Raw genomic sequence first — 17,030 nt, forward strand, 5'->3', positions numbered from 1 at the left:
GAGCCTGGTTTGAGCGTGCAGTCGGTCGAGCAGCGGATCGCCGAAGAGCTGGGGGTGCGCGAAGGGCAGGTCAAGGCCGCCGTCACGCTCCTCGACGAGGGGTCGACGGTGCCGTTCATCGCCCGGTACCGCAAAGAGGTCACCGGAGAGCTGGACGACGCCCAGCTGCGGACGCTCGAAGAGCGCCTGCGCTACCTCCGCGAGCTGGACGAACGCCGGGCCGCGGTGCTCGACTCGATCCGGAGCCAGGGCAAGCTGGACGACGAGCTCGAAGCGCAGATCCTCGCCGCGGACACCAAATCGCGGCTGGAGGACATCTACCTGCCCTACAAGCCCAAGCGGCGCACCAAGGCACAGATCGCCCGCGAAGCCGGCCTGGAGCCGCTGGCCGACGGACTGCTGAACGACCCCGCGACGGACCCGCAGGCGGCCGCCGCGGTGTTCGTGGACGCGGACAAGGGCGTCGCCGACACGCAGGCCGCACTGGACGGCGCACGCGCGATCCTGGTCGAGCGGTTCGCCGAGGACGCCGACCTGATCGGCGAGCTGCGCGAGAAGATGTGGGCCGAGGGCCACCTGGCGTCCAAGGTCCGCGCGGGCAAGGAGACCGACGGGGCCAAGTTCTCCGACTACTTCGCCTTCTCCGAGCCCTACACCAAGCTCCCCTCGCACCGGATCCTCGCCATGCTGCGCGGCGAGAAGGAAGAAGTCCTCGACCTGTCGATGGAGCCGTCCGAACCGGTCGCCGAGGACGCCCCGCCGCGGGTCGGCCCGACCGAGTACGAGCAGCGCATCGCCGCCCGGTTCGGCATCAGCCAGCAGGACCGGCCTGCCGACAAGTGGCTCGGCGACACCGTGCGCTGGGCCTGGCGCACGAAGATCCTCCTGCACCTGGGCATCGACCTGCGGATGCGGCTGCGCCAGTCGGCCGAGGACGACGCCGTGCGCGTGTTCGCCGCGAACCTGCGCGACCTGCTGCTGGCCGCCCCGGCCGGCACCCGCGCGACGATGGGCCTCGACCCGGGCTTCCGCACCGGCGTGAAGGTGGCCGTGGTCGACGCGACCGGCAAGGTCGTCGACACCCACGTGATCTACCCGCACCAGCCGGCGAACAAGTGGGACCAGTCGATCGCCGAACTGGCCGTGCTGGCCAAGAAGCACAACGTCGACCTGATCTCGATCGGCAACGGCACCGCGTCGCGGGAGACCGACAAACTGGCCATCGAGCTGATCAAGAAGCACCCGGAGCTCAAGCTCACCAAGGCGGTCGTGTCCGAGGCGGGCGCGTCCGTGTACTCCGCTTCGGCGTTCGCTTCGCAGGAACTGCCCGGCATGGACGTCTCGCTGCGCGGCGCGGTCTCGATCGCCCGCCGGCTGCAGGACCCACTGGCCGAGCTGGTGAAGATCGACCCGAAGTCGATCGGCGTCGGCCAGTACCAGCACGACCTGTCCGAGGTGTCGCTGTCGCGGTCGCTGGACGCGGTGGTCGAGGACTGCGTGAACGCGGTCGGCGTGGACGTGAACACCGCGTCCGCTCCCCTGCTGACCCGCGTTTCGGGCATCACCACGTCGCTGGCCGAGAACATCGTGGCGCACCGCGACAGCAACGGCCCGTTCCGTTCCCGCACCGCGCTCAAGGACGTCGCCCGCCTGGGCCCGAAGGCGTTCGAGCAGTGCGCCGGCTTCCTCCGCATCCCGGACGGCGACGACCCGCTCGACGCGTCCTCGGTGCACCCGGAGTCCTACCCGGTGGTCCGGCGGATCCTCGACCGCACCGGCACCGGCATCCGCGAGCTGATCGGCAACGAGCGCACCCTGAAGACGCTGAAGCCGGCCGAGTTCGTCGACGAGACATTCGGCCTGCCGACCGTCACCGACATCCTGTCCGAGCTGGAGAAGCCGGGCCGCGACCCGCGTCCGGCGTTCAAGACCGCGACCTTCGCCGAGGGCGTGGAGAAGATCGCCGACCTGAAGCCGGGGATGCGCCTGGAGGGCGTCGTCACGAACGTGGCCGCGTTCGGCGCGTTCATCGACGTCGGCGTGCACCAGGACGGCCTGGCGCACGTTTCGGCGCTGTCGAAGAACTTCGTGAAGGACCCGCGCGAGGTGGTGAAGCCCGGCGACATCGTGAAGGTGAAGGTGCTCGAGGTCGACGTGCCGCGCAAGCGGATCTCGCTGACGCTGCGGCTGGACGACGAGCCGGGCGCCGGGAACAACCGCGGTGGCGGTGGGGGCCGGGACCGTGGCCAGGGCAGCGGCGGCCAGGGCGGCCAGGGCGGTCAGCGGCGGAATCCGCAGCAGCGCGGGGGCGGCGGCGGCCGGGATCGTCGTGACTCCGGAGGCAGCGGCTCGATGGCGGACGCGCTTCGTCGGGCCGGGTTCGGCAAGTAGGACACCCCAATGCCACATTGGGTGCGTCAGACGCACCCAATGTGGCATTCGGTGCGTTCAGCGCACCCAATGTGGCATTCGGTGCGTTCAGCGCACCCAATGCCACATTGGGGCAGCGTCGGACGGCGCGCTGACGGGTAGCGCGCGTCAGGGATTCATCTCGTAGGCGCCGGACAGATCCCGCACCAGCGCCCACACCCGGTCGAACCGCTCGCCGTCCACCACCGGCTTGCGCAGGCCGGACAGCACCAGCTCCTGTTGCTTCTCCGTCGAGCTCGGCTTGCCGTGCAGATCGACCGCGGCGAGGCTGAAGTCCTGAACCAGCACCGCGAACAGCTGGTCGATCAGGTCGTCGGCGACGCCGGTCAGCTCGGCTTGCTCCAGGATCAGCTGGCCGTACACCACGAGGGTGAACAGCTCGGTCAGCGCGAGCCCGAAGTCCAGGTCCTTCTGCTGCGCCTCGTCCGGCGTGGCCTCCGACAGCAGCCGCACCAGCACACCGGCCTGTTCGGCGAACAGCGCGACGTTCGGGATGTGCTTGGCGTTTTCGTAGGCCGGTTTCCAGTCGTGGAACCGGATCTTCGACAGCCCGCGCGCCGGGCCTTGGCGGAACAGGAAGTCGTCGTCGGCCGCGTCGTCGCGGGTCGGGACCGGCGCGTACTCCTCCGGCGCGAACAGGTACGCGGGCATGAACTTCGCGATCAGCGCGAGGTTCACCGCGACGGTGCCCTCCAGTTTGGGCAGCCCGTCGATGTCGTTCTTCGCCATCGCCAGGTACGTGTCGGCCTCGAATCCCTTGGCCGCCACCACATCCGCGACCAGGCCGATCACCTTCTGCGCCTCGGTGGTGACCTTCATCTTGGTGATCGGGTTGTACAGCAGGTAGCGGCGGTCCTGCTGGTTCGCCGAGCGGAAGTAGTCGACCGCACGGTCGGAGAACAGCTTCATCCCGTTCAGCCGCGCGTACGCCTCGACGAATTCACGGCGCACGTGCGGGAAATCGGTGACCGGGTTGCCGTACAGGATCCGGTTGTGCGCGTGCGTGATCGCCTCGTACAGCGAGTGCGTCGCCATTCCGATGCCGCCGAAGCACAGGTTGAACTTGCCGATGTTGACCGTGTTCAGCGCGGCGCTGAACGCTTCCGGTCCAGTGTGGAGGATGTCCTCGGCGCGCACCGGGTAGTCCTCCAGCCGGAACTCCGCCACGTACATCTGCGACGGCACGACGTTCTTCACCACGTGGTAGTTCGGATGCTCGGAATCGGCGTAGAAGAACACGTACTGCTCGGGTCCTTCGACGCCCTCGATCCGGCCGAACACCGAAACCGTGCGGGCGCAGTTCCCGTTGCCGATGTAGTACTTCGACCCGGTGGCGCGGTAGCCGCCCTCGCCGTCCGGGGTGAGCACGAGGTCGGACGAGTAGATGTCCGCCCCGTGCTCCTTTTCGGACAGCCCGAACGCGCCGACGCCGCCCGCGTCCAGCGCCTCGGCGGCGCGTTTGCGGGCGGCTGCGTTCGCGCTCTGCCACACCGGGCCGAGGCCGAGGATGGTGACTTGCCACGGGTACCAGTAGTTCAGGCCGTAGAAGCCGAGGATCTCCGACAGCGCCGCGACCCGGCTGGTGTCCCAGCGCTTGTCCGGATTCCCCGCCGAGTCCGAGGCCGGGGTGAGGAAGGTCGAGAACAGGCCTTCCCGCCCGGCGAACTCGAGGAAGTCGGCGTAGAACTCGCGTTCGTGGTACGCCTCGGTCAGGCGCCGCTTGCCGCGCGCTTCGAACCAGTCGATCGTCGCCCGCAGCAGGCGCTGGGTCTCCGGGTCGAACTTCCGGGCGTCGTAGTCCCGCGGGTTCAGCAGCGCGCTCATCGCATCTCCAGGTCAGCCGTGGTTACCGCCCGGTAACCTTAGCGCGGTGCGGCCGCCGAATTCCAGCGCGTCCACCCGGCCGTGGCCGTCGCGCCGGAAACGGGCGCTCGGCCTGCGGGTGTCCGTGGCCCGGGCGAGCAGGTCTTCGCCGACGAAGACGACCTCGAACGGCGGCGGCGAGACGATGTCCGAGCTGTCGCTGTCGAGCAGCATCTGGGCCCAGAGCGAGCCGTCCCGCTCGGTGACTTCGAGGGCGAGCGCACCGGTCTCGAACTTGCCGAGGAATTCGCCCGGTTCGACCGCCACCGCCGGCGCGCTTTCCAGGCTCGGCAGCCCGGCGAGGTGCTCCAGGCACCAGTCGACGATCCGCGGGCCGAGCGCACTGCCGCCCACGCTGTTGGTGAGCACGGTGACCGCGAGGTCCTCGCTCGGCGCCAGCTGGAATTCGGACAACTGCAGGTTGCTGACGTTGCCGCCGTGCCGCACCAGCTGGGTGCCGCCGTGGCGCTGCCGCAGCCAGGACAGCCCGACCTCCTCGATCGCCAGCGCCGCCGGACGCTGCGCGGCCTGCATCAGTTTCCGGGTCTCGTCGCTGAGCACCTTGCCGCCGGACAGCTGGAACCGAGCCCACTTCAGCTGGTCACGGGCAGTGGACCAGAGCCCGCCAGCCGGCGCGTCGCTCCGCGAAAGCCCGACCAGGTGCGCGACCGCCGGGCCGTCCTCGCGCATCGCGTGGCCGACCGCGTGACGGCGGGTGAGCACCTCCCACGGCTGGAAGAACGAATCCGTCATTTCCAGCGGGGCCAGCAGCCGGGTGCGGACGAACTCCTCGTACGGGAGCCCGGAGACCGCTTCGACAAGCCGGCCGGCCAGCAGGAAGCCGGCGTTGCAGTAGGAGAAGACCTCGCCGACCGGGAAGATCTGCGGCAGTTCGTCGAACTTCCGCACCGCGCGGGCGAGCGCGTCGTCGCCCCAGCCGGTGTCGACCTCGATGTCGCCGAGAAAGCCGGAGCTGTGCGTGAGGAGATGCCGCAGCGTCACGGTTTCGCGGGCGACCGGGTCGGACAGCCGCAGCTCCGGCAGGTAGCCCGCGATCGGCGCGTCCAGTTCGAGCACGCCGTCCTCGACCAGCACCAGTGCCGCGGTGGCGGCGAACGTCTTGCTGGTGGAGCCGATCATGAACAGCGTGTCGTCGTCCACCGGCAGCTGGGTGTCCACACTGGACACTCCGGCGGTGAGCAGCGTTTCCTCGCCGCGGTAAGCGATTCCGACCGATACGCCGGGCACCGCGGCTTCCCGCGCCCAGTCGCCGAGCAGTCCCCGGAGTTCGTCTGCACTCATGCCGCCACTGTCGCACCCGGCGCCTGGCCGGGACTGGTGGGAACGGACGAAGATCGCCGGCCCGCTTCGTCGGTTCGCGCATGGCGGCCTGCGGGCGATATCACGTAGCCCTGCCGATCTTGGCCCGCTACACTGGACGACGCGGTCCGCTCAGTTCTGCCTCGGGCCGCGCTTCACTGTTGTCGACGACCACGCGCCGCAGCCGTCCGAGGCCGCGCCGGGCAGGACAACCGCCGCAACGTACGGAGATACCGGACGCCTCTGCGCGTCCATACCGCCATGACGACTTTCACTGAACTCGGCCTGCCCAAACCCCTGGTCGACGCCCTCGCGCAGCAGGGTGTCACCGAGCCGTTCCCGATCCAGGCCGCGACGCTGCCGCACACGCTCGCCGGCCGCGACGTGCTCGGCCGCGGCCGCACCGGCTCCGGCAAGACCTACGGCTTCGTGCTGCCCGTGCTGGCCCGCCTGGCGGCCGGCCCGACCCGGCGCCGGCCCGGCCGCCCGCGCGCGCTGATCCTCGCGCCGACCCGTGAGCTGGCCACCCAGATCGAGGCCGCGATCGTGCCGCTGGCGCGCCCGCTGGGCCTCAAGGCCACCACGATCTTCGGCGGCGTGAGCGCGAACCCGCAGATCACCCGCCTGCGCGACGGCGTCGACATCGTCGTCGCCTGCCCCGGACGGCTCGCCGATCACATGCGCTCCGGCGAGGCGAAGCTGGACAAGATCGAAATCACCGTCCTCGACGAGGCCGACCACATGGCCGACCTGGGCTTCCTGCCCGAGGTCCGGCGCATCATGGCGGCGACCCCGGAGCGCGGCCAGCGCCTGCTGTTCTCCGCGACCCTGGACAACGGCATCGACGTGCTGGCCAAGCAGTTCATGAACGACCCGGTGCTGCACAGCGTCGACTCGGCGCAGTCGCCGGTCTCCACCATGACGCACCACGTGCTGCACCTGGAGGAGACGCACCGGCTCCCGGTCCTGGTCGATCTGACCGCCGCGCCGGGCCGCACTCTGGTGTTCACCCGCACCAAGCACCGCGCGAAGGCGCTCACCCGGAAGCTCATCGCCAACGGCGTCCCCGCGGTCGAGCTGCACGGCAACCTGGGCCAGAACGCTCGCACCCGGAACTTGGAGGCATTCTCCTCCGGCACCGCGAAGACCCTGGTGGCCACGGACATCGCGGCCCGCGGCATCCACGTGGACGACGTGACCCTGGTGATCCACGCGGACCCGCCGGTCGAGCACAAGGCGTACCTGCACCGCTCCGGCCGTACCGCCCGAGCGGGCGCGTCCGGCACCGTCGTCACGCTGATGACCGACGAGCAGGTCTCCGACGTCCGGGCGCTGACCCGCAAGGCCGGGATCTCCCCGACCACCACGCGGATCTCGCCGTCGCACCCGCTGCTGTCCGAACTGGCCCCCGGCGACCGGTCCTTCACTGCCTCGCCGCGCCGCCCGGTCGTGGACGACCGGCCGTCCAAGGTGACCGCTACCGGTGCCGCGCCTGGTGCTGGCCGTCGCCGCGGAGCCCCTTCGGAAAACCGCGGCGGGCAGGGGGCGCGGGCCGCTTCGCAGGCGCGTCGCGCCGCCGGGACGCGAGGTGGCCCTCGACAGGGCGCGGAGCCGCGAGGCGCTCGCGCCGGGTCTGCTGAGCGGCAGCCCCGCCGGGAAGACCAGCCCCGCGCTTCGAACACGGGCGGTCGCCGCGCCGCCGATGGCAGCCGCGCTTCCGGCAACGCCCGCCGCGCGTCCGGCGGACAGCCGTCACGGGGCCGCCGCAACGGCAGCTCCGCTGGCGGACGCCGGGATTCCTGAACCGGGGCACGTCCAGGCAGGCGCACCAGGCAGACCGGGTGCCGGGTCACCGCACTGGGAACACCAGATGGGTGACCCGGTCTCCTTGGACGCAAGCGGTCGGGTTGCCGAGCAGGACGTCCGGCGACGAGAGCCGGCCGAAGAAGGGCCGGTTCCCCTCGCCCATCACCACCGGCACGAGGTCGATGGCTACCTCGTCGAGCAGTCCCAGGTCCAGGCACTGCTGGGCGATGGTGCCGCCGGTGACCGCGACGACCCGGTCGCCGGCGAGCTCCTGCGCGGCCGCGACCGCCGCCTCGACGCCGTCGGTGACGAAGGTGAACGGCGCGTCGGGATGGGCCTCGATCCAGTCTTGCGGGACCCGGTGCGTCACGACGACGACCGGGACGTCCATGCTGTGCCGGCCCTGCCAGCCCTGAGTCACGTCGAACAGCGTCCGGCCGCAGATCAGCGCTCCCACTGACGACACCCAGTTCCGCCAGTGCTGCGCGCTCGCCGGGTTGAGGTGCACGGTGAAGTCGCCGGCCGGGGTCGGGATCGCGACCTCGCCGTTCTGCAGCCAGTCGAACAACCGGCCGATGCTGTTGTCCTGCTTGGCGACGTACCCGTCGAGGGACATGATGGCGTTCGCTACTACCTTGCCCATGGCTTCTGTCTCCTGACTTGTGCTTCCGTGCTTGCCATCCCGTCGAACGAGACCAGCGGATTTCGACACGGCTCCCCAGCCGCCTTCCGAGCGGGTACTTTTCGGCGCGCCGCCCGGTAACGCGTGCGCGCAACGCCAGGCGGCTTCGATCGCGTCCCGAGGTGCGGATTGGCGCCCTTCGCCGGGCCGGGCCGGTCCGGTCCGGGACGCCTTCGCCAGGTGCACCCGAATGAGTGACAGCGGTACCGAACACCTGTTCTATACACTGGTGGCAGGCGTTTCCCGCTGTTTGACAACTCCATCAAAGACCGAAACCGGACGGCGTCGGCTACCGTGATCACGGTGGAGCATCAGGGAAAAGTCGTGCGCTGGGACCGGGAGCGCGGCCTCGGCGTGCTCGAATCGTCCACTGTAGAAGGCCCAGTGTGGGCCCATTACTCGATGATCGACGAGAACAGCCGCGGCGTGCGCGAAGCTGGCGGGTTCCGCGCATTGGCCGTCGGCGACGAGGTGCGGTTCACCGTCGAGCAGGCGGAACAAGACGGGTACCACTGGCGCGCGATCTGGATCTGCACCGTCTGATCAGCGCGCGTACCAGAACAGCAAGAACGGTCCGCCGGCCAGCACGAGCAGCACCAGTGCGTTCGTCTTCCGGTACTGCAGCAACAACGCCACGAATTCCCGCAGAAACGCGCTCGGCACGAAATAGGACGCCGTCTTCGCGCCGATCACGTTCAGCTTCAAGCCCAGCTTCCGGGCGAGCACCGCGGTGCGGAACACGTGGTAGTTGTTCGTCACGGCCAGCACCGCGCCGGAAAAGCCGCGCCGGTCCAGCACCGCGACGCTGAAGCGCAGATTCTCGCCGGTGGTCGTCGCCCGGTCCTCCAGCAGCACTTGATCCGCGGGGACGCCGGCCTCGACCAGGTAGCGCGCCATGGCGTCGGCTTCCGAGGTCAGTTCGTCCGGGCCCTGCCCGCCGGACACCACCAGCAGCGCCCCTGGCGACCGCTGGTGCACCTGCACCGCCCGGTCGAGCCGGCTGGCCAGCAAGGGCGGCACCCGGTCGCCAAGCAGGCCGGAACCGAGCACGATGACCGCGTCGGCCCGGGCGAGGCGGTTCACCCGGCTGTACAGGATCGAGTACAGCATCAACGCCACGAACAGGAAGGCCAGATAACCCGTCACCAGCAGCACCGTCGCGGCCAGCACGAGCAGCCACGGCGGGTCGTTGAGCGCCAGCGCGCTCACCGAGAGGACGAAAACCGCCAGCAAGCCCAGGCCGGCCAGCAGCGAGAGCAGGTTCGCCAGCCGCCGCCCTTCCCGGCGCAGCATCACCACGCCGTTGGCGATCAGCGCCCACGGCAGCACCAACGCGGCCAGAGCGCCGGCGATCGCGACGCCGGCGATCACCGCCAGCTGCGCCCATTCGGAGTGCCGCAGCAAAGACAGCAGCCACAGCCCGGTGAATCCGAGCGCGATCGCGAACCAGATCGCGTTGCCCACCCGCCTCGGCTCGCGCGCGAACCGCACCACGAACACGAGCACGGAAGCCGCTGCGAACACTCCGGGGATCATGATCGAACATTCTGACCGGCCTGCCTGGGCAGCGCTCGTCAGGCGCGGTCGCCGCGCCGGGCCGTTCCGAGGAGGAGACCGGAAGACTTCTCCCTCACAGCGACGCGGTCAGCCCCCGAGCCCGCAGCACCGACCGCTCCAGCGGGCGGAACACGATCAGCTCGATCGCCACCCCGACGAACAAGATCAAGAAGATCGCCGCGATCACCTTGGGCATCGAGTTGTACGACGAGCCGTCGTTCAGATACGTCCCCAGCCCGACGCCGAGGCTCGGCGAGCGCGCGATCAGCTCCGCCGCCATCAGCGACCGCCACGAAAACGCCCAGCCCTGCTTCAAGCCGGCGAGAAACCCGGGCAACGCTGCCGGCAGCAGGATGTGCCGCGCCGCCGCCAGCCGGCCGGCGCCCATCACCTGGCCGACCCGCGGCAGGATCGGCGGAATCTGGTCGATCCCGGACACCAGGCCGTTCGCGATCGACGGGACCGAGCCCAGCAGCACGACGAAGTAGATCGCCGCGTCGTTGATGCCGAACCAGATCACCGCGGCGGGCACCCACGCGACCGAGGGCAGGCTCTGCAACCCGCTCAGCAGCGGTCCGATCGCGGCCCGCACCAGGCGCACCTTGGCCACCAGGATGCCCAGCGGCGTGCCGATCACCACTCCGGCGGCGAAGCCGAGCGCGGCGCGGTGCACGGACGTCCAGATGAAGCCGAACACCGAACCGTCGGTGACCGTGCTCCAGAATTCCGCCCACACGTCCAGTGGCGCGGGCAGAGTGGTTTCCGGCCAGAACGCGGCTGCCCACAGGATCTGCCAGATGAGCACCAGCAGCACGAGCGCGCCGAGCGGCGGCAGGAAGCCGCGCGCGAAGCGGCGGCGCAGCGACGGCGGTCGCGCGGCGGTGGGCGCGTCGAGCCGGTCCAGGCCGGCGCCGACGGCTTCGTCGAGGTCGGGGGCCGCCTGGTCAGGCTGCGGCATGGGTGCTGATCACCTCTCGCAGATCGGCCGTGATCTCCTCGGCCAGCAGTTCCGCGGCAGCGGACGCGACGTCGGTCCACTCGCGCACCACACGGCCGGGGCGCGACGAAAGCAGCACCACCCGCTGGCCCAGCCGCACGGCCTCGCGGACGTCGTGTGTCACGAACAGCACCGATGTGCCGGTGCTGCGCCACACCCGCAACAGTTCGCTCTGCAGCACGTCGCGCGTGATCGCGTCCAGCGCGGCGAACGGCTCGTCCATCAGCAGCAACGCGTTGCCGTCGTCGCCGCCGACGCGATGGGTGGCCGCCAGCGCCCGCGCCAGCGCGACCCGCTGCCGCATCCCACCGGACAGCTCGTGCGGTCGCTTGCGGGCGGCGTCGCCCAGCCGGACCAGGTCCAGCAGCTCGGCCGCCTTGTCGCGCCGCTCCGCGCGGCCGAAGCCGGCCAGCCGCAGCGGCAGCTCCACATTGCGGGACGCGGTGAGCCACGGCATCAACGCGGCCTCCTGGAACATCACCGCGGGCCGCGAAGTGGTGAGCGTAATCCGGCCGGCCGAGGGCCGGTCCAGGCCCGCGACCAGGTTCAGCAGCGTGCTCTTGCCGCAGCCGGACGCGCCGAGCAGGCAGACGAACTCGCCCGGCGCGACGGTCAGGTCGACACCGTCGAGCGCGGTCACCGCGCCACCGGCGGAGCCGAACACCTTGCCGACGCGGTCGAGGTGCACGGCCGCGACGGTGGCGGCGACGGGTCCGGGCAGGGTGGTGGTCATCGAGGATCGCCTTCCGGTCGGGACGTCACTTGGCCAGCTCGGGCGCGTTCACGGTAGGCAGCTGCTGTGCCTTGAGGACTTCGTTGAGTGGGCCGAAGTCGGCGAACCCCTTCAGGTCCACGACCTGGTCGACCACGCCCGCGGTTACCGAGTCCTTGGCCAGCTGCGGGAACTGAGCGGGCACCGGGTCGGCGGTCAGCTCGATGTTCGCGAACGCGCGGTCGAGCACGGCTGGGCTGAGCGAGCTGCCGGACAGCTCCTTGAGCGCCGCGTTGACGACGGTCTTCGCCTCGGCCGGGTTCCGCTTCGCCCAGTCGATCGCCTGCAGCTCGCCCTTCAGCAGCGCGCGCACGGTGTCCGGGTGCTGCTTGAGAAACTCGCTACGCACGATCGCCACGGTGCTCGGGAACCGGCCGTCCGGCCACAGCGACTTCTCGTCGACCAGCACCTTCGCGCCCGCGTCCGCGACCAGCCGCGAGGACCACGGCTCGGGCAGCCAGCCGCCGTCGACCTCGCCCTTGCGGAACGCGTCGAGCGTCTTCGGGTTGTCCAGGTTCGTCACGTTCACCTGGCCGGTCAGGTGCTTCCCGGCCAGGAACTTCTTGAGCGCGACGTCCTGGGTGTTGGCCAGCTGCGGCGTCGCGATCGTCTTGCCCTTGAGCTGGTCGACCGAGGTGATGTCCGGTTTCACCACCAGCTGGGCGCCGCCGGTGACCGCGCCGGCCACCAGCTGAATCGCGCCCTTGGACTTGGTGAACGCGTTGATGGCCGGCCCGGAGCCGATGAACGCGACGTCCAGCGAGCCGCCGAGCAGCGCGTTCACCTCGGCCGGGCCGGCGTTGAAGGTCTGCGTGGCGAGCTTCGTCCCGCCCAGGTTCTGTGCGAAGAAATCCTTCTTGACCCCGATCAGAGCGGGCGTGTGCGTGACGTTCGGGAAGAAGCCGACGCGGACCTCGCCGGCCGCGCCCTCGTTCGTCGCGGCCTCGCCGCGGTCCGCGCGGGAACACCCGGCGAGCGCTCCGAGCACCGTGAGCGCGGTCAGCGCGGAAGCGATCGATCGAGTTCGCCGAAATGTACGCACAATAGCCCTTTCCCGGTAAGCAGAACGGAGCGAGAATGGCACGTTCACCCACCGGGTTGCCTACGCATCCGCATCCCGGGAAATTGCGCGGAATTACTTGACAGCCGCGGGGCTCACCTGCTTGTCAGGAGCGAGACGTCGCCGAACTCGTGCCACAGATACCCGCGCTCCACCGCGGCGTCGTAGGCCCGCTGCACGAGCTTCGGACCCACGACCGCTTCCAGGAGCAGCAGGTGGGACGCCTCGGGCGCGTGCAGGCCGGTGAGCAATCCGTCCACCGCGCGAGCCGGCCGGTCCGGGCCGAGGACCAGTTCGGTCCACCCGGCCGCGGCGGTCGCCAGGCCGCCTGGGTCCGTCGCGGATTCGAGCGCCCGCACCGCGGTAGTCCCGACACCGATGACGCGTCCGCCCTGGTCCCGCACCCAATTGACGAGCGCCGCAGTGGTTGCTGGAACGCGGAACCGTTCGGCGGATGGCGGTTCTCCCGCCTCGGGCGACGAGACGCCGGTGTGCAGCAGCACCGGGGCGAACAGGATGCCGCGTGCGACGAGCCGGGTCACCAGCTCAGTGGTGAACGGCCGGGCAGCGCTCGGCATTTCCGCCGATCCCGGATCCAGCGCGAACACGGTCTGGTAGTTCGGCAGCGGCCAGGCGCGCGGAACGTAGCCGTAGCGAATCGGGCGACCGACTTTGGCCAGATAGCGCGCGACGTCGCCTTCCAGGTCGATTTTCGCGCGCCACAACCGTTTAGCCCCGGCGACCGATGGCTCGATCAAAGTAATTGCCGCGCCCGCGGGCAATGCCAATTGTTCTCCGGGGTGCCCGTCGAGCAGCGGGCCGCCCGGGGCGCGCAGTTCCGTCACCCAGGTACCGTCGTCGAGTTCAGTGGAAAAATGCACGGTGACCACCTGGTCGCCGCGAATCGCGTCGACCGCGGCGGGCAGCGTGCCGGAGGTGTTGACCACCAGCAGATCGCCGGGCCGCAGGAAAGAATCCAGGTCCCGGAAAACCGTGTGCCGGATGTTCGCCGGATCGGCCGCGAGCAAGCGGACCTCGTCACGGGCCAAGCCGCGGGCCTCCGGCGGTGCGGAGGCGCTGCGGTCGGCGGTCAGGTCGAATCGAGTGCGCGGGACGGTCATGACCGCACCCGCAGGTCCGCCGCCCGGTACCGGCCGCTCGGCGGGCGTTCGGCCAGCAGCCGCAGGAAAGCCGGCACCGCGGTCTCCGGCAGCGGCCGGTCCGAAATGTCCTCGCCGGGGAAGGCGGCCTGGTGCATGGCCGTGCGCAGGTCACCGGGGTCGACGGCATACACCGCGACCTTCGGGTTCTCGACGCCGAGCACGGCGCTGACCTGGTCCAGCGCGGCTTTCGCCGAGCCGTAGCCGCCCCAGCCCTCGTACGGCTCCGCCGCGGCGTCGGAGCTGATGTTCACCAGCACGCCGTGCGCTGCGGTGAGCGCGGGCAGAAGCAGCCGGGTGAGCGCCAGTGGAGCGAAGACGTTGGTGCGGAAGACAGTTTCCAGCTCGTCCGGCGGATACTCGGCCAACGGCGGCAACGGGCTCGCGCCGAGCGTGCTGGCATTGTTCACGAGCAGGTCGAGCCGCGGGCCGGCGGCTTCCGCGAGCCGCGCGCGGTGCGACGGGTCGGTCACGTCGCCGGGCACCGCGGTGAACCCGAGCTCCGCGGCGGCGGCGCGCAGCGGTTCCGGGTCGCGCGCGGTGCCCAGCACTGTCCAATCGCGACGGACGAGGGCCGCGGCGAGCGCCCGGCCCAGACCGGCGGAGGCGCCGGTGACTACTGCTGCTGGCATGGTCCCTCCAGAGATAGGCACCTGCCAGCGTGCGACCTCAACCTTACTTGAGGTCAACCGTACGGCGGCCGCGTAGCAGCAAATACGCCACGAGCGAAACGACGAACCCGGCGTAGTAGGCGAGGTCCGCGCCGTGCAGTGCGGCGGCGACCGGCCCGGTGTAGACGGTCGTGTTCATGAACGGCACCGCAGCCGCGAAGCCGACCACGAACGCGACCAGCGCGGCCCAGCTCCGCACCGGACGCCGCAACTCGGCCAGCACGTCGACGTCGCGGCCACCGCGGGTGCGGCGCAGCCAGTCCGGTGCCACGACGCCGAGGAACGGCGGGATCCAGTAGCTGACCACCAGCAGCACATTCTGGAATTTCGCGGCCAGATCGCCGGTGTGCATCCACAGGATCAGCGCGAACGCCAGCACCGTCACGACCACCGCCGAGACCGGCCGCCGCACCCGCACGCCGACGGTCTGCAGGGCCAGCGAGCCGCTGTAATCGTTCATCGCGTTGGACGAGACCGCGGCCAGCGCGATCACCAGCAACGCCACCGCGCCGAGCACTCCCCCGCCGAGCAGCGTCGCCACCCCGGCCGCGGTCTGGTCGCCCAGCGCGGTGCCGAGCGCGAGGCCGATACCCTCGCCGAGCGCGTACGACGCGGTCAGGCCGAGCAGGGTGAACCAGAAAACACCGCTCGGCCGGGTCGAGGCGGGCAGATAACGGCTGAAATCCGAGGCATACGGCGCCCAGGAAATCGCGAGGCTGAGCGTGATCGTGGAAAACAGCACGACCGCGCCGGCGAAATCGCCGCCGGTCGCGGAATCGGTGAAGGCGATCGGGTGATCGAGCACCACTTTGACGGCGAGCGCGACGAATGCGACCACCAGCACCACGCTCATCACCGCCTGCACCCGGTGGATCACCGCGTAGCCGAACACGCCGAGCGTGCACTGCAGCACCAGTACCACGAGCACCGCGGCCCAAAACGGCATGCCGGTCAGCTGTGCCAGCGCTTCACCGCCGAACAGCCCGACCAGCGCGTCCCAGGCGATCGAGCCGAGCCACTGCACCAGGCCGGGCACCACCACGCCGCGGCCGAACGGAAGCCGGGCGAGCGGCAGCTGGCCGGTGCCGGTGTGCGGGCCCCAGGTGGACAGCCAGGCAACCGGCAGCGAGCCGATCACGGTGCCGATCAGCGCGACGACGAAGCCAGTGGTGAAGCCGAGTCCGAGCGTCGCGCCGAGAGTGCCGGTGAACACCGCCGTCATGGTCAGGTTCGGCGCGAACCACACCCCGGCCAGCCGCCACGGGCGGCCGAACCGGTTGGCCTCCGGAATCGGGGTGATTCCGTGCGTTTCGATCGCGAAATCCCCTGCTCCAGACGGCATCCGGCCGCCGAACACCTCGGCGTCGATCCCGTTCATGCGTTGCCCTTTCTCCTGGCTGACACGTGAGTCTGGGCCTCCGCTCGCCCGCGCGCCAATATTGTGTGGCGTTCCCGACCCGGCGGCGGCACGATCGGCGGGTGGGGGATCAGCCGCGCACACCGCTGCGCCATCGTCAATTCGCCGTTTTCTTCACCGGTCGCCTGATTTCGCTGCTGGGCAGTGCCATGACCCCGGTCGCGCTCGCCTTCGCCGTGCTGGACAGCAGCCACCGCACGACCGACCTGGGGGTGGTGCTCGCCGCCGGGATAGTGCCGATGCTGGCTTTCCTGCTGGTCGGCGGCGCGGTCGGCGACCGGTTCCCGCGCAACCGGGTGCTGCGGCTGTCGAACTTCGGCGCGGGCGCGGCCCAGCTGGCAGCCGCGACCATCCTGCTGACCGGCAACTACTCGCTCGCCGCAATGGCCGCCACCGAGTTCGCCGGCGGCATCTGCACCGCGTTCACCACCCCGGTGCTGCGCGGGATCGTGCCGCAGATCGTCCCGGCCGAATCGCTGCGCCAGGCGAACTCGCTGCTGTCCACCGGCCGGAACCTCACCAAGATCGCCGGTCCGGCGGCAGCCGGGGTGCTGGTCGGCACCGTGGGCGGCAGCTGGGCGATCGCCGCGGACGGGGCATCGTTCCTGCTCGCCGCGCTGCTATACCAGACGATCCGGCTGCCCGCCGCGGAGCCGGCCGGGCAGGCGGCCGGGGTGTTGCACAGCGTGCGGACCGGCTGGCGCGAGTTCTGGCAGATCGGCTGGCTGTGGCGGGTGGTGACGGCGTTCAGCGTCTACAACATCGCCTTCACCGGCTGCTGGCTCGTGCTCGGCCCGGGCATCGCACAGCAAACCATCGGAGCGGCCGGCTGGGGCGTCGCGCTGAGCATGCGCGCGGTCGGCGGGCTGCTGGCCGGGCTGGCGATGTACCGGTTCGCGCCGCGTCGGCTGCTGCCAGCGGGGCAAACGTTTGCGGCGCTGACCGCGCTGCCATTGCTCGCGCTCGGACTGCACGCGAGCTTCGCGGTGCTGGTGGCGACCACGTTCGTGTCCGGGTTCAGCCAGGGCTCGATGAGCGTCGCCTGGGACACCACGATGCAGGAGAACATTCCCGGGCACCTGATGTCCCGGATGGCCGCCTTCGACGACTTCGGCTCCTACGCGGGCATCCCGATCGGCGAACTGCTCGCCGGTCCGCTGGCCGCCGCGTTCACGCCGCAGTCGGTGGTGCTGGCCGGCGGGATCGTGCTCGCGATCGCCGCGCTTTCGCCGCTGCGCTCCGCCGAGGTCCGCGCGCTGCGGCATCCCCCGGCGCCCGTCCCCTGACGGCGAAGG

14 protein-coding genes are annotated in these 17,030 nt (G+C 70.5%); 4 read left to right on the forward strand and 10 right to left on the reverse strand.

Going from position 1 to position 17,030, the window contains the following annotated elements; genetic code table 11:
- Positions 1-9: 9 nt before the first annotated feature.
- A complete protein-coding gene (locus AMYBE_RS0124275; RefSeq protein WP_020661992.1) occupies positions 10-2,391 on the forward strand; it encodes a Tex family protein in 2,382 nt (793 codons plus the stop codon).
- Between the two features lie 147 nt (positions 2,392-2,538).
- Here AMYBE_RS0124275 and AMYBE_RS0124280 read toward each other — a convergent pair whose 3' ends face one another.
- The gene (locus AMYBE_RS0124280; RefSeq protein ID WP_020661993.1) at positions 2,539-4,254 is read right to left on the reverse strand and encodes an acyl-CoA dehydrogenase family protein; all 1,716 of its coding nucleotides are present in this window, start codon (positions 4,252-4,254) and stop codon (positions 2,539-2,541) included.
- A 12-nt stretch (positions 4,255-4,266) separates the two neighbouring features.
- The gene (locus tag AMYBE_RS0124285) at positions 4,267-5,595 is read right to left on the reverse strand and encodes a serine hydrolase domain-containing protein (RefSeq protein ID WP_020661994.1); all 1,329 of its coding nucleotides are present in this window, start codon (positions 5,593-5,595) and stop codon (positions 4,267-4,269) included.
- A 279-nt stretch (positions 5,596-5,874) separates the two neighbouring features.
- Between AMYBE_RS0124285 and AMYBE_RS0124290 the strand changes: the two genes are divergently transcribed.
- Complete coding sequence (locus AMYBE_RS0124290) at positions 5,875-7,416, forward strand: DEAD/DEAH box helicase (RefSeq protein WP_020661995.1); 1,542 nt, start codon at positions 5,875-5,877, stop codon at positions 7,414-7,416.
- 46 nt (positions 7,417-7,462) lie between these two features.
- Here AMYBE_RS0124290 and AMYBE_RS0124295 read toward each other — a convergent pair whose 3' ends face one another.
- A complete protein-coding gene (locus AMYBE_RS0124295; RefSeq protein ID WP_020661996.1) occupies positions 7,463-8,062 on the reverse strand; it encodes a dihydrofolate reductase family protein in 600 nt (199 codons plus the stop codon).
- Positions 8,063-8,404: 342 nt separating this feature from the next.
- Here AMYBE_RS0124295 and AMYBE_RS0124300 point away from each other — a divergent pair, with 342 nt between their 5' ends.
- The gene (locus AMYBE_RS0124300; protein WP_154676287.1) at positions 8,405-8,644 is read left to right on the forward strand and encodes a cold-shock protein; all 240 of its coding nucleotides are present in this window, start codon (positions 8,405-8,407) and stop codon (positions 8,642-8,644) included.
- Here the strand turns inward: AMYBE_RS0124300 and AMYBE_RS0124305 are convergent, their stop codons facing one another.
- The 7 genes from AMYBE_RS0124305 to AMYBE_RS0124335 form a co-directional block, all read right to left on the reverse strand.
- Positions 8,645-9,637 (reverse strand): YdcF family protein, encoded by a 993-nt coding sequence (locus AMYBE_RS0124305; RefSeq protein WP_020661998.1) that lies wholly within the window; start codon positions 9,635-9,637, stop codon positions 8,645-8,647. It abuts the gene before it with no gap.
- A gap of 94 nt (positions 9,638-9,731) precedes the next feature.
- The gene (locus tag AMYBE_RS0124310; protein ID WP_020661999.1) at positions 9,732-10,616 is read right to left on the reverse strand and encodes an ABC transporter permease; all 885 of its coding nucleotides are present in this window, start codon (positions 10,614-10,616) and stop codon (positions 9,732-9,734) included.
- Entirely contained in the window at positions 10,603-11,388 is a 786-nt protein-coding gene (locus tag AMYBE_RS0124315; RefSeq protein WP_020662000.1) for an ABC transporter ATP-binding protein, read from the reverse strand. The genes AMYBE_RS0124310 and AMYBE_RS0124315 overlap by 14 nt, the downstream gene beginning before the upstream one ends.
- Positions 11,389-11,413: 25 nt before the next feature.
- Positions 11,414-12,469 (reverse strand): ABC transporter substrate-binding protein, encoded by a 1,056-nt coding sequence (locus tag AMYBE_RS0124320; protein ID WP_020662001.1) that lies wholly within the window; start codon positions 12,467-12,469, stop codon positions 11,414-11,416.
- A gap of 113 nt (positions 12,470-12,582) precedes the next feature.
- Positions 12,583-13,608 carry an S-adenosylmethionine:tRNA ribosyltransferase-isomerase gene (locus AMYBE_RS0124325; RefSeq protein WP_020662002.1) on the reverse strand — a complete coding sequence of 342 codons (1,026 nt, stop codon included), beginning with the start codon at positions 13,606-13,608 and terminating at the stop codon, positions 12,583-12,585.
- Positions 13,605-14,279: an SDR family NAD(P)-dependent oxidoreductase gene (locus AMYBE_RS0124330; RefSeq protein WP_020662003.1), complete on the reverse strand. Its 675-nt coding sequence runs from the start codon at positions 14,277-14,279 to the stop codon at positions 13,605-13,607. The genes AMYBE_RS0124325 and AMYBE_RS0124330 overlap by 4 nt, the downstream gene beginning before the upstream one ends.
- A gap of 43 nt (positions 14,280-14,322) precedes the next feature.
- Positions 14,323-15,696, reverse strand: a complete 1,374-nt coding sequence (locus AMYBE_RS0124335; RefSeq protein WP_020662004.1) for a purine-cytosine permease family protein — start codon at positions 15,694-15,696, stop codon at positions 14,323-14,325.
- A 101-nt stretch (positions 15,697-15,797) separates the two neighbouring features.
- Between AMYBE_RS0124335 and AMYBE_RS0124340 the strand changes: the two genes are divergently transcribed.
- Positions 15,798-17,021: an MFS transporter gene (locus tag AMYBE_RS0124340; protein WP_020662005.1), complete on the forward strand. Its 1,224-nt coding sequence runs from the start codon at positions 15,798-15,800 to the stop codon at positions 17,019-17,021.
- Positions 17,022-17,030: the final 9 nt, after the last annotated feature.

Source organism: Amycolatopsis benzoatilytica AK 16/65, assembly GCF_000383915.1.
Classification (GTDB): Bacteria; Actinomycetota; Actinomycetes; order Mycobacteriales; family Pseudonocardiaceae; genus Amycolatopsis; species Amycolatopsis benzoatilytica.